Here is an 11,439-nt window from a genome sequence, read left to right as displayed (position 1 = left end):
CTTCGTTAGCGTCAGCCGGCATGGACAGCACGCCGTTCCAAGCCCGGATCCCGGAGGCCGATCTCGAAGACCTCCGCGATCGGCTCCGCCGTGCCCGCTGGCCGGAAGACGAGACCGTCGACGACTGGTCGCAGGGCGTACCCGCCGCCTACCTGCGTGAACTGTGCGCCTATTGGGCGGAGGCCTACGACTGGCGGGCAACCGAGTCGCGGCTCAACGCGTTCCCCCAGTTCCGGACCGAGATCGACGGACTCGGCATCCACTATCTGCACGTCCGCTCCCCACATCAGGACGCGCTGCCGCTGGTCCTCACGCACGGCTGGCCGGGCTCGGTCTTCGAGTTCCTCGACGTGCTCGGCCCGCTCACCGATCCGGTCGCCCACGGCGGGGACGCGGCGGACGCCTTCCACGTCGTCGTCCCGTCCCTGCCCGGGTACGGCTTCAGCGACAAACCCACGCGGGCCGGCTGGTCGATCCAGCGCATCGCCGACGCGTGGATCCGCCTCATGGAGGGGCTGGGATACGAGCGCTACGGCGCCCAAGGCGGCGACTGGGGCACCAGCATCACCACGCTCATGGGCCGGACGGCGCCCGAGCGGCTGGCCGGGATCCATCTCAATCCACCGCTGGCTGCGCCGGACCCGGCGACGTTCGGCGAGCTGACCGAGTCCGAACGGAAATCGCTCGCCGACCTCGAACGAGCCAAGGCCGACGGCTCGGGCTACGCGATCCAGCAGGCGACGAGGCCGCAGACGATCGGCTACGCGCTGGCCGACTCACCGGTCGCGCTGTGCGCGTGGATCGTCGAGAAGTTCCAGTCGTGGACGGATTGCGACGGCCATCCGGAGAACGCGCTGAGCCGCGACGCGATGCTCGACGACATCACGCTCTACTGGCTGACGGGCACCGGCGCCTCGTCCGCCCGGTTGTACTGGGAGAGTTTCGCCGAGGTGTCGAGCTGGTTCGCCGAGTCCACTGTGGACACGATCACCGTGCCGACCGGCTGTTCGATCTTCCCGCGCGAGACCCCGCGCCCGTCCCGCCGCTGGGCGGAGCGCCGCTTCACCGACATCCGGTACTGGAACGAACTCGACCGGGGCGGACACTTCGCGGCGTTCGAACAGCCCGACTTGTTCACCGAGGAGGTGCGGTCGTTCTTCCGGCTCGTGCGGTGACCGCTTGACTGTGACACCGTGTCAGGCTGTGCGCTGGGAGGCGTCATGTTCAGTATCGGAGATTTCGCCAAACACGGCCGGGTGTCGGTCCGGATGCTGCGTCACTACGACGCCATCGGGCTGCTGCGCCCCGCCCACGTCGACCCGTTCAGCGGCTACCGGTCCTACAGCGGCGAGCAGCTGGCCCGGCTCAACCGGGTGATCGCGCTCAAGGATCTCGGCTTCACCCTCACCCAGGTGCAGGAGATCCTCGACGCGGAGATCGGTGCGGACGAATTGCGCGGCATGCTGCGGCTGCGCCGCGCCGAACTCGAAGCGGCCATCGAGGCCGACGAGGCGCGGCTCAAGGCCGTCGAAGCGAGGCTCCGGTCGATCGAAAGCGAGGGAACCATGCCTTCCGAAGACGTCGTGGTCAAGAGCCTGCCCGCGGTGCGCGTCGCCGAACTGACCGGGACGGCGAGCGGTTACGTGAACAACGAGATCGGGCCTGTCGTCCAAGGGCTCTACAAGGAGCTGTTCGGCGCGCTCGGCCCGATCACGCCGTCCGGGCCGCTGATCGCCTACTACGAAGACGACGCAGACGGCGAACGGGTGCTGATCCACGCCGCGGTCCCGATCTCGGCCGAAACCGATGGCACCGAAGGATTCTCGACGGTCCGTCTCGCCGAAGTCGCGACCGCGGCGACGATCCTGCACCGGGGTTCGATGGAGACAGTGCTCCCCAGCTACCAGGCACTGGCGAAGTGGGTCGACGCCCACGGGTACCGCGCGAGCGGCCCGGCGCGGGAGTTCTACCTCGAATGCCCGGAGGACGGGGACAAATGGGTCACCGAGCTGCAGCAGCCGATCACCAAGGCCTGACCGTCATGAGTCGATGAGCGGTGCCGCGAAAGCCACTTTCGGGACACCACACGTCTCGAAAGTGGCTTTCGCGACACGCCTCCGCCAGCGCCGGAGGTCCCATCGCGTCCGGCCGATCCGACGTTGCGAAAGCCACTTTCGCAACGTCGAAGGTTGCGAAAGTGGCTTTCGCAACCCGTTCGCCCGCCTCTGTTGCGGGAAACTCCCCTTCATCCCGAACAATGCGGGGCGGTCAGGAAGTCGAGCACGGCAGAACGGAACTCGTCCGGCGCCTCCAGCCACGGCACGTGCCCGACCTCCTCGAACCGCACCCGCCGCACCGACGGCAGAGCCCGCTCCAAGGAGTCGACGGCCCACCGGGGCCGGTTGTCGGCCATCCCGTCCACGATCAGCGTCGGCACCCGCAGCGACTCGCAGGCCGAGATCAGCTCCCGCTCCGGCACGGTCCGCATCTCCTCGCTGAGCGCCGCGTTCGCCTCGTAGTTCACCCGGAACCAGGGCGTCGCCATCGCTTCGGCATGGCGCGCGCCGTCGGTCACGAAATCGGCCGTCCACTGCCAGATCGCGCGTTCGCGTCCGTCGTCGCGAGGCTTCTCCCCCGCCACCCGCTCGAAGTTCCGCTTGAACTCCGCGTGCCATTCGTGCCCGAGCCCGACGCCCGACACGTACACGAGCGCACTCACCCGTTCCGGTCGTGCGAGCGCGTAGAGGAGACCGAGATGCGCACCCCACGAATGCCCGAGAACCGGGACGCGGTCGAGGCCGTGCCACTCGCGGACGGCGTCGACGTCGGCGACCATCCGTTCGAGCGTGTACGGGCCACACGCTTCCGATCGGCCGGCACCGCGCTGATCCCACCGGATCAACCGGAAACGCGGTCCGAGATCGAGGGTGCCGAACATGTCCCACAGACCGGGGCCGCCGTGACAGCACAGGATCGGTTCGCCAGGGCCGGTCGCCGAGGTCCACAGCTCGCAGCCGTCGTCGGTGATCATCACGTGATTATCCGGTAGGCGGAGCCACGGCAGTTGGCTATCTTCCGCGACATGACGACGTACACGCCTCAGCAGCGGACGGCCACCCTCGCCGACGCTCCCGCCATCGCGGCGCTGATGCGGGCCTCGGTGCTGGAGTTGTTCCCCCGGTTCTACGACGAGCGGCAGACCGCGAGCGCCGCCGACCACATCGCGCGCCTCGACCTCCGGTTGATCGAAGACGGCACCTACTTCGTGCACGAGGCGGACGGCGAGATCGTCGCCTGCGGAGGCTGGAGCAGACGCAACAAGACCCACGCGGGCGCCGGCGACGCGTCGGACGACGACCGTCCGCTCGACCCGGCCACCGAACCCGCGCGCGTGCGCGCCATGTTCGTCCGCGGCGACTGGACCCGCCGCGGTCTCGGGCGCGCGATCCTCGAGTCCTGTCGTCTCGCCGCGAAGGCCGAGGGCTTCACCTCGCTGACCCTGACGGCGACCCTGCCCGGCGTTCCGCTGTACCGGTCGTTCGGCTTCACCGAAGTCGAACGGGTGACCGTCACGACGCCCGACGGCGTCGACGTACCGGGCGCCGTGATGGCCAGGGGCATCGACGAGCCGGATAGCATCCGGACATGATCTCCGGGGCCACCGCACTCTCGTTCGTCCTGATCTGCCTGCTCGGCGCGATGGCACCGGGCCCGGATTTCCTGGTGGTGACCCGCAGCGCGATCCTCGGCGGGCGCAAGGCCGGGATCGCCGCCGGACTCGGGATCGCGCTCGGCGTCTTCGTCTGGGTGGTCGCGATCGCGCTCGGCGTCGCCGCGATCCTCACCGCGTCGGCCATCGCCTTCACCGTGGTGAAGCTGATCGGCGCCGCGTACCTGATCTTCCTCGGTGTCAAGGCGTGGCTGGCGGTGCGCCGCGGCGACTACAGCGAACTCAAGGACAAGGTCGCACCGGTCGTCGCGCCCAAGGAGGCCTTCCGGCAGGGATTGCTCACCAACCTGTTCAACCCGAAGGTCGCGATGTTCTTCCTCGCGCTGATCCCCCAGTTCCTCCCCCATTCGGCCTCGACCGCGCAAACCCTGCAGCTGGCCGTGCTGGCCACCACGGTCGCCGTCGTCTGGACCTTCGTCCTGGCGACGCTGGTCGGTTCGCTGCGGAGGTTCTTCGGCTCCGGCAGGGTGCGTCGCACGATGGACGCGGTGATGGGCACCTTCCTGGTCGGCCTCGGCATCCGGGTCGCGGTGCAGAACTGACCGAAGGCGCCCATCACCCGGCGTCAGAGGGATTCGGCGGCGAGGCGCGTGCCTTCGACGCGGGCGGCGATCTTGGCGAACGCGATCTCCCGCGACGTCGAGGTGTCGTCGGCGAACGGTGAGAAACCGCAGTCGTCGCAGGTGCCCAGGCGGTCCAGCGGGATGTACCGCGCCGCCTGGAGGACGCGGTCCCGTACCTCTTCGGCGGTTTCGACGCGCGGGTCGATCGGATCGGTCACGCCGACGAAGACCCGCTGCTCCGGCCGAGAGTGCTCGGCGATCACCCGCAGTGCCCGCTCGGGATCCGGCTCGCTGGCCAGCTGGACGTAGACGTTGCCCACCTTCAGCTCGAACAACGTCGGCAGCAGGCCGGCGTAGTCGACGTCCAGGCTGTGCACGGAGTCCTGGTCCCCACCGGGGCAGGTGTGCACGCCGATCTTCTTCCGCTCCTCCTCCGAGAACCGGTCCAGTACGGTGTTGTTCAAGTCCACAAAGGACTTCAGCAGACCGCCGGACGGATCGAGCTTCAGCGACAGCCGGCCTTCGGTGAAGTCGATCTGGACGCTGTCCGCGCCCGCGTCGAGGCTGCGGCGGATGTCGGCCTCGGCCTCGTTCACCAGGTCGGCGATGAACTGCTCCTTGTCGTATCCGGCCAATTCTTCACCGGGGTAGACGAGACTGATCGCCGAAGCCGCGATCACCGCCTGCTTCACCGGCCGGGTCGCGTACTTCTTGGCCGCACGCAGATAGCTGTCGGCGTAGGTCTGATAGCGGAACGGCCCGGCGGTCAGCCTCGGAAGCTGCCGGGTGTGCCCGTCGGCGAACGGGATGACGACGCCGTCCGGCGCCAGCGAAGTGAGGCCCGCCAAGGGATACGTGGCGAAACTCGGCTTGCCCTGTTCGCCGTCGGTGATGACCGGCGAGCCGGTCGCCTCGAATCGTTCGATGGTCTCCACGAGAGCTTTTTCCTGCGACTCGCCGAGTCCGTCGGCGTCGAGCCGTCCCGCCGCGTACTCGCCGAGCGCTTCGACGAGATAGGCGGGACGGGGAATACTGCCGATCGGTTCGGTGGGGATGGTCATCGCTCGCGTCCTCCCAGCTGGCACCGCGGCCGCCCTGGCCACAAGCGTGGAAACTACCGAGCCTTTCCCCTCCTTGACGATCTTTCGGCGTGCCGAAACCCCCAATGGCGCAATGGTTAGGGCTTCGAAGAATCTTCGACGGCGATCCGTATAGGTCGTTATACGAAGCTCGGTGAAATTCGATGCTTATCCGGCCCTCCCCCTGGGTATTCCGTGGATGTCGACGGCCGGGGCGCGCCGAAGGAGAAACCGATGCTGAGCCATCATGATCGGCAAGAGCTGGAAAAGATCGAGCGCTGGTTCGAGCTCACCGAGCCGGCATTGGCCGCCCAACTCCGGTCCGGCAGGCCCGCCCGGCCACCGCTGCTCCGGCTGGCGCTCGTCCTCAGCCTCGACATCACCGCCGGACTGTTGATGCTGCTCGGCATCGTGGTGAACAGCCCGGCCCTGCTCTTGATGGGAATGATCACCGTGACCGCGGCGGTGATCGTGCATCTTTCCCGGTTCGGGCGCGCCTGATCGTCTTCCCGTCCACCGGTAGAGTCCGGGCGATACGTCCGGTTCACTGGGAGGAAGACGCATGCGGTTCATGATCATCATCAAGGCGGACGAGGATTCCGAAGCCGGGAAGATGCCGCCGATGGAGGCTCTGACCGCCATGGCGAAGTTCAACCAGGAGATGCTCGACGCCGGAGTGCTGGTCGGTGGCGAAGGCCTGCAGGAAAGCGCGAAGGGTGCACGGGTCACACTCAACGCGGCCGGGGCCACCGTCACCGACGGCCCGTTCACCGAAGCCAAAGAACTCGTCGGCGGCTTCTGGATCGTCGACGTCCCTTCGCGTGCCGAAGCGATCGAGTGGGCGAAGCGCTGTCCCACTCCCCCGACCGGCGACACCGTGCTCGAGGTCCGCAAGATCCTCGAAGCCGAGGACTTCGGCGAGAACTTCACCCCGGAGCTGCAGGAGAACGAGCAGCGGATGCGCGACGAGATCGCCGAACGGTCCTAAGCTCGGTTCCATGGCCGCCGGGGAGTGGGTACTTCACGTCGACCTCGACCAGTTCATCGCGGCGGTCGAGGTCGCCCGGCGGCCTGAGCTGCGCGGTAAGCCCGTCATCGTCGGCGGCACGGGCGATCCCACGGCACGGGCCGTCGTGGCGACGGCGTCGTACGAGGCGCGGGAGTTCGGCATCCAGTCCGGGATGCCCTTGCGGACCGCCGCGAAACGCTGCCCTGACGCGATCTTCCTCGCCACGGACGCACCCGCGTACCAAGAGGTGTCCGATCGGGTGATGGCGGTACTGCGGGAATTCCCCGTGGTCGTCGAAGTGCTCGGCTGGGACGAAGCGTTCCTCGGCGTCAACACCGACGATCCCGAAGCCCTCGCCGCCGACATCCGGCGGCAAGTGGCCGAGGAGACCGGCCTTTCCTGCTCCGTCGGCATCGGGGACAACAAGCTGCGCGCCAAACTCGCCACCGGATTCGCCAAACCCGCGGGGATCTTCCGGCTCGTCCAGGACAACTGGTGGGACGTCATGGCCGAGCGGCCGACGGACGCCCTGTGGGGTATCGGCAGCAAGACCACGAAGAAGCTCGCCGAGGCCGGCTACCACACCGTGCTGGAACTGGCGGGCGCCGATCCGGCGGACCTCGCGGCCCGGTTCGGCCCGAAACTCGGCCCTTGGTACCGGATCCTCGCCGGCGGGATCGGCGACGCCGAGGTCACCGCGACGCCGTACGTCGCGCGATCCCGCAGCCGCGAGACGACCTTTCAGCAGAACATCTCCGATCCCGAGGCCATGGCCGCGGAGGTCGTCGTGCTGGCGAAACGTGTCTCACAGGACGTCGCCGAGGAAGGCAGGCCCGCCGCGCGGGTCGCGGTCAAGGTCCGGTTCGCCCCGTTCCAGACCCATACGCACAGCATGACCCTGCCCGCACGGACCTCCGACCCCGCCGAAATCGAGAAGGCGGCGCTGGCCGTTCTCGGCATGTTCGACCTCGGCAGACCGGTCCGCCTGCTGGGTGTCCGCGCCGAATTCCCCTCGACCGCGGAGCGATCCGCGTCGCCTTGACAGCGCTCGCGGCGCTTTGCCATTCTGGTTCCGGGTCGAGAGGCGCTGCGACGGAATTCTTCCGCCACGCTCGGCCCGCCGCGACAGACGTAAGGGCGCCTCCCACTGTGGAGGTGCCTTTGTTGCGTCCGAACCCTTTTCCGGTCTTCGAGGCCGAGCACTGAAACCCCCGCACTGACGTCGTCCTTCCCGCCACCGGCGAAAAGGACCGCTCCACCCTGCCTTTCCTGATGATTGGAGAACCCATGAGCCCGACCCTGTCCAAGGTCAACGGGATCGAATTCGCCGTCGCCGATCTCTCCCTTGCCGAGGCCGGCCGCAAGCAGCTGCGCCTCGCCGAGGTCGAGATGCCCGGCTTGATGGCGCTGCGCCGCGAATACGCCGGCTCGCAGCCACTGAAGGGCGCGCGGGTCGCGGGTTCGCTGCACATGACCGTGCAGACCGCCGTGCTGATCGAGACGCTCGTCGCGCTGGGCGCCGAGGTGCGCTGGGTGTCCTGCAACATCTTCTCCACGCAGGACGAGGCGGCCGCGGCCGTCGTCGTCGGCCCGGACGGCACCGTGGAGAAGCCGTCGGGTTCGCCGGTGTTCGCGTGGAAGGGCGAGACGCTCGCCGAGTACTGGTGGTGCACCGACCAGCTCTTCGACTTCGGTGACGGGCGCCTCCCGAACATGATCCTGGACGACGGCGGCGACGCGACCCTGCTGATCCACAAGGGCGTCGAGTTCGAGGCCGCCGGTGCCGTACCGCAGCCGACCGAGGAGGACCCCGAGGAGTACCACCTCGTGCTGGAGACCCTTCGCGAAAGCCTCGGTCGCGACACCAGCCGGTTCACCCGTATCGCCAAGGAGGTCCGCGGGGTCACCGAGGAGACCACCAACGGCGTCAAGCGGCTCTACAAGCTCGCCAAGGAAGGCGAACTGCTCTTCCCGGCGATGAACGTGAACGACTCGGTGACGAAGTCGAAGTTCGACAACAAGTACGGCATCCGCCACTCGCTCATCGACGGTCTCAACCGCGGCACCGACGTGATGATCGCGGGCAAGGTCGCGGTCGTCTGCGGCTACGGCGACGTCGGCAAGGGCGCCGTGGAATCGCTGCGCGGCCAGGGCGCCCGCGTGGTCGTCACCGAGATCGACCCGATCTGCGCGCTGCAGGCGGCGATGGAGGGTCTCGACGTCGTGGAACTCGACGACGTCGTCGAGCGCGGCGACATCTTCATCACCACCACCGGCAACTTCGACATCATCATGGCCGACCAGATGGCCAAGATGAAGCACAACGCGATCGTCGCGAACGTCGGGCACTTCGACAACGAGATCGACATGGCCGGCCTCGCGAAGATCCCGGGCATCCAGAAGATCGAGATCAAGCCGCAGGTGCACGAGTGGGTCTTCCCCGCGACGGCGGACCGCGAGGCGCACTCGATCATCGTGCTGTCCGAAGGCAGGCTGATGAACCTCGGGAACGCGACCGGCCACCCGAGCTTCGTGATGTCGAACTCCTTCACCAACCAGACGATCGCGCAGATCGAGCTGTTCACGAAGCAGGGCGAGTACACCACCGACGTCCACGTGTTGCCGAAGCACCTCGACGAGAAGGTGGCCCGCCTGCACCTCGACGCGCTGGGCGTCCGGCTGACGAAGCTGACCAAGCGCCAGGCCGAGTACATCGGCGTGGACGTCGAGGGCCCGTACAAGCTGGACCACTATCGGTACTGAGGCTCAGCGACCGTAGCGGTCCCACAGGTGGTGAAGGCCTCCTTCCCTCCCCTCAGGGTAGGCAAGGAGGCCTTCACGGACCGGGAAAGGTGTGAAGGTCGAGTTTCCTCGGCTGAGCCGAGGGAAGGGGGCCTTCACGCGCAGTCGTGCCGCCTCCAGCCGTCCTAGCCACTCACGAGGCGGGCAGCCACTAGGCCGAATGCGTGAAAACTTGCGCCGGATGGACCTGTTTTCGCCCCGATCGAGGCGGGAATCCCTCCAGTAGCCACACCCCGGCAGCACTCGGGCCGGGCGACTACGAAGGAGAAGGTGTTCCCGTGATCATTCTCGGCGTCATCCTGATTGTCGTCGGTGTCATCGCCAGCATCCCCGTCCTGTACTCCATCGGGATCGCGCTGGCGGTCATCGGCATCATCCTGGCCGTTCTCGGGAACACCGGGAAGGCCATCGGCGGTCGCGCCCACTGGTACTGAGCACCGGACCGAACCGGTACCGAGCCCCCGGTACCGCGCTGAAAAACGGCCCGGGCACCCGGCGTTCCCCTCACGCCGGGTGCCCGGGCCGTTTTCGTACTCCGCCCGCCGGGTATCCACCCCGGACGAGGAGAAGGAGGGAGAGCCGATGACAGGGATGGACCCTCGCCCGTACCTGGCGGACGCGAAGTACCCGTGTGGACGTGACGAACTCCTACGGGCCGCCGCGGCGGCCGGGGCGGGCGACGATGTCCTGGGCCCCTTGGGCACGTTGCCCGCCGACGACTACGCGGACGGGGACGGCGTGTGGGAGGCCGTCCGCTCCTGCAACGGGGCGCCGATCCACGACACCGCGAAGGAAGCACCGTGACATGAAGGGGCCCCCCGGCTCCGAGGGGGAGGGAGAGCCGGAGGACCCCGTCATAGTTAACACATTCCCGGCCGCGATGTACACGAACGCATACACCTTCGAGTGGCAATCGGGCACGAACGCCCGAATCGGGCCGGACTGGTGTATTGGCCGCCGGTCAAGAAGCCCGCAGCAGCAGCTGGGCCGCCATCTCGGCGCACGAGCAGCCGCCGTCGACGTCGAAGCAGTCGATCGTCAGCGTGTGCCGGGAGAAGTCGAGGTCGACGCAGCCGTCTTCGCTGCATTCGGTGAAACCACCGTCGACGTGGACCACCAGGGTCCCGTGGCAGTGGTCGAGCTCGCCGGCGCAGAACGCGCACTCCATGTTCATGCCGCCTCCCGCGATCAGGTCGAAGATCGCTTCGGAAAAGTTCTCCTCGATTGCCTTACTACCACCGAGGGGCGACAATTTCCGGCATACGCGCGGCGTGTCGGAGCACCCGGTGCGGTGACACCGGGCACAACCGTCCACAAAGGAGAGTCAGGCGCTCTTCGGGGTTCGCTTGGCCGACGCGGGTTTCTTGGCCGCGGTGGCTTTCTTCGCCGCGGTGGGCTTCCGGCTCTTCTTCGCCTCGCTCACGCTGGCCTGCAAGGCTTCCATGAGGTCGACGACGTCGGCCTCAGCGCCGACGGACTTCGGTTTCGTCGTCTGGTTGCCCGCGGCCTTGGCCTCGATCATGGCTTCCAGTGCCTCGCGGTACGAATCGCTGTACTTCTCCTGCTCGAACACCGGCTCCGAGAGCGAGTCGATCAGGGAGCCCGCCATCGTCAGCTCCTGCGGCCGCACCTGCGGCGGATCCTCGTGCAAAAACCCGAAATCGGGGACGCGGACCTCGTCGGGCCACAACATCGTCGTCATCGTCAGGACGTCGCTGTGGACCCGCAGGATCGCGAGCGTCTCCCGCTGCCGGATGGCGACCTTCGCGACCGCCACGTGACTCGCCTTCTGCAGCGCGTCACGCAGGACCACGTACGGTTTGACGGCGTTCTTCTGCGGTTCGAGGTAGTAGGTCTTGTCGAACTGGATCGGGTCGATGGACTCCAGCGGCACGAACTCGAGCACGTCGATCGCCCGCGACGACGCCAGCGGCAGCTCGGACATGTCCTCGTCGGTGAGCACGACCATCTCGCCGTCGGGCAGTTCGTAGCCCTTCGCGATCTCGGCGTAGGGCACTTCCTCGCCGTCGATCGTGCAGAACCGCTTGTACTGGATCCGGCCGCCGTCGGCCTCGTGCACCTGGCGCAGCGAGACGTTCTTGTTCTCGGTGGCCGCGTAGAGCTGGATCGGGATGCTCACCAGCCCGAAGGACACCGAGCCCTTCCACATCGAACGCATCGAGCCGCACCTCCGCTGCCGTCACCGACCGTACTCACACACGGTGACCACGGTAGCCCGAAACGGCGCACCGCGAC

14 protein-coding genes are annotated in these 11,439 nt (G+C 67.5%); 10 read left to right on the top strand and 4 right to left on the bottom strand.

From position 1 onward, the window contains the following. Positions 1 to 20 precede the first annotated feature (20 nt). Both NQK81_RS44165 and NQK81_RS44160 read left to right on the top strand, forming a co-directional pair. Positions 21 to 1,175 (top strand): epoxide hydrolase family protein, encoded by a 1,155-nt coding sequence (locus NQK81_RS44165; RefSeq protein ID WP_257486260.1) that lies wholly within the window; start codon positions 21 to 23, stop codon positions 1,173 to 1,175. A 45-nt stretch (positions 1,176 to 1,220) separates the two neighbouring features. After that, positions 1,221 to 2,036, top strand: a complete 816-nt coding sequence (locus tag NQK81_RS44160) for a MerR family transcriptional regulator (RefSeq protein WP_257486259.1) — start codon at positions 1,221 to 1,223, stop codon at positions 2,034 to 2,036. 209 nt (positions 2,037 to 2,245) lie between these two features. Here NQK81_RS44160 and NQK81_RS44155 read toward each other — a convergent pair whose 3' ends face one another. Then, positions 2,246 to 3,031, bottom strand: a complete 786-nt coding sequence (locus tag NQK81_RS44155) for an alpha/beta fold hydrolase (RefSeq protein WP_257486258.1) — start codon at positions 3,029 to 3,031, stop codon at positions 2,246 to 2,248. Between the two features lie 51 nt (positions 3,032 to 3,082). Here NQK81_RS44155 and NQK81_RS44150 point away from each other — a divergent pair, with 51 nt between their 5' ends. Together NQK81_RS44150 and NQK81_RS44145 are read left to right on the top strand one after the other, a co-directional pair. After that, on the top strand, positions 3,083 to 3,649 hold the full coding sequence (locus tag NQK81_RS44150; protein ID WP_257486257.1) for a GNAT family N-acetyltransferase: 567 nt from the start codon (positions 3,083 to 3,085) through the stop codon (positions 3,647 to 3,649). After that, the gene (locus tag NQK81_RS44145; RefSeq protein WP_257486256.1) at positions 3,646 to 4,272 is read left to right on the top strand and encodes a LysE family translocator; all 627 of its coding nucleotides are present in this window, start codon (positions 3,646 to 3,648) and stop codon (positions 4,270 to 4,272) included. The genes NQK81_RS44150 and NQK81_RS44145 overlap by 4 nt, the downstream gene beginning before the upstream one ends. 23 nt (positions 4,273 to 4,295) lie before the next feature. On the opposite strand, the gene NQK81_RS44140 is transcribed toward NQK81_RS44145, so the two are convergent. After that, positions 4,296 to 5,354 carry a cobalamin-independent methionine synthase II family protein gene (locus NQK81_RS44140; protein WP_257486255.1) on the bottom strand — a complete coding sequence of 353 codons (1,059 nt, stop codon included), beginning with the start codon at positions 5,352 to 5,354 and terminating at the stop codon, positions 4,296 to 4,298. Positions 5,355 to 5,606: 252 nt separating this feature from the next. Between NQK81_RS44140 and NQK81_RS44135 the strand changes: the two genes are divergently transcribed. The 6 genes from NQK81_RS44135 to NQK81_RS44110 all read left to right on the top strand — a co-directional run bounded on the left by NQK81_RS44135 (position 5,607) and on the right by NQK81_RS44110 (position 9,987). Continuing rightward, positions 5,607 to 5,873: a DUF3040 domain-containing protein gene (locus NQK81_RS44135; protein WP_257486254.1), complete on the top strand. Its 267-nt coding sequence runs from the start codon at positions 5,607 to 5,609 to the stop codon at positions 5,871 to 5,873. Positions 5,874 to 5,934: 61 nt separating this feature from the next. After that, positions 5,935 to 6,360 (top strand): YciI family protein, encoded by a 426-nt coding sequence (locus NQK81_RS44130; protein WP_257486253.1) that lies wholly within the window; start codon positions 5,935 to 5,937, stop codon positions 6,358 to 6,360. Positions 6,361 to 6,370: 10 nt separating this feature from the next. Further along, the gene (locus NQK81_RS44125) at positions 6,371 to 7,423 is read left to right on the top strand and encodes a DNA polymerase IV (RefSeq protein ID WP_257486252.1); all 1,053 of its coding nucleotides are present in this window, start codon (positions 6,371 to 6,373) and stop codon (positions 7,421 to 7,423) included. 245 nt (positions 7,424 to 7,668) lie between these two features. After that, positions 7,669 to 9,144 (top strand): adenosylhomocysteinase, encoded by a 1,476-nt coding sequence (gene ahcY, locus NQK81_RS44120; protein ID WP_257486251.1) that lies wholly within the window; start codon positions 7,669 to 7,671, stop codon positions 9,142 to 9,144. A gap of 317 nt (positions 9,145 to 9,461) precedes the next feature. After that, positions 9,462 to 9,617, top strand: a complete 156-nt coding sequence (locus NQK81_RS44115; RefSeq protein ID WP_007034891.1) for a DUF6131 family protein — start codon at positions 9,462 to 9,464, stop codon at positions 9,615 to 9,617. A 148-nt stretch (positions 9,618 to 9,765) separates the two neighbouring features. Further along, positions 9,766 to 9,987 (top strand): DUF2795 domain-containing protein, encoded by a 222-nt coding sequence (locus NQK81_RS44110; RefSeq protein ID WP_257486250.1) that lies wholly within the window; start codon positions 9,766 to 9,768, stop codon positions 9,985 to 9,987. A gap of 157 nt (positions 9,988 to 10,144) precedes the next feature. Here the strand turns inward: NQK81_RS44110 and NQK81_RS44105 are convergent, their stop codons facing one another. Continuing rightward, positions 10,145 to 10,357, bottom strand: a complete 213-nt coding sequence (locus NQK81_RS44105) for a hypothetical protein (RefSeq protein WP_126734587.1) — start codon at positions 10,355 to 10,357, stop codon at positions 10,145 to 10,147. Positions 10,358 to 10,507: 150 nt separating this feature from the next. After that, positions 10,508 to 11,362, bottom strand: a complete 855-nt coding sequence (gene ku / locus NQK81_RS44100) for a non-homologous end joining protein Ku (RefSeq protein WP_257486249.1) — start codon at positions 11,360 to 11,362, stop codon at positions 10,508 to 10,510. Positions 11,363 to 11,439 lie beyond the last annotated feature (77 nt).

The sequence above is a fragment of the Amycolatopsis roodepoortensis genome (assembly GCF_024628825.1).
Taxonomy (GTDB): domain Bacteria; phylum Actinomycetota; class Actinomycetes; order Mycobacteriales; family Pseudonocardiaceae; genus Amycolatopsis; species Amycolatopsis roodepoortensis.
This window is presented reverse-complemented; position numbering and strand designations above follow the sequence as displayed.

Coding starts and splice junctions, on each gene's coding strand:
- NQK81_RS44165 (WP_257486260.1), top strand. CDS start 21: ATGGACAGCACGCCGTTCCAAGCCCGGATCCCGGAGGCCGATCTCGAA.
- NQK81_RS44160 (WP_257486259.1), top strand. CDS start 1,221: ATGTTCAGTATCGGAGATTTCGCCAAACACGGCCGGGTGTCGGTCCGG.
- NQK81_RS44155 (WP_257486258.1), bottom strand. CDS start 3,031: ATGATCACCGACGACGGCTGCGAGCTGTGGACCTCGGCGACCGGCCCT.
- NQK81_RS44150 (WP_257486257.1), top strand. CDS start 3,083: ATGACGACGTACACGCCTCAGCAGCGGACGGCCACCCTCGCCGACGCT.
- NQK81_RS44145 (WP_257486256.1), top strand. CDS start 3,646: ATGATCTCCGGGGCCACCGCACTCTCGTTCGTCCTGATCTGCCTGCTC.
- NQK81_RS44140 (WP_257486255.1), bottom strand. CDS start 5,354: ATGACCATCCCCACCGAACCGATCGGCAGTATTCCCCGTCCCGCCTAT.
- NQK81_RS44135 (WP_257486254.1), top strand. CDS start 5,607: ATGCTGAGCCATCATGATCGGCAAGAGCTGGAAAAGATCGAGCGCTGG.
- NQK81_RS44130 (WP_257486253.1), top strand. CDS start 5,935: ATGCGGTTCATGATCATCATCAAGGCGGACGAGGATTCCGAAGCCGGG.
- NQK81_RS44125 (WP_257486252.1), top strand. CDS start 6,371: ATGGCCGCCGGGGAGTGGGTACTTCACGTCGACCTCGACCAGTTCATC.
- ahcY (WP_257486251.1), top strand. CDS start 7,669: ATGAGCCCGACCCTGTCCAAGGTCAACGGGATCGAATTCGCCGTCGCC.
- NQK81_RS44110 (WP_257486250.1), top strand. CDS start 9,766: ATGACAGGGATGGACCCTCGCCCGTACCTGGCGGACGCGAAGTACCCG.
- NQK81_RS44105 (WP_126734587.1), bottom strand. CDS start 10,357: ATGAACATGGAGTGCGCGTTCTGCGCCGGCGAGCTCGACCACTGCCAC.
- ku (WP_257486249.1), bottom strand. CDS start 11,362: ATGCGTTCGATGTGGAAGGGCTCGGTGTCCTTCGGGCTGGTGAGCATC.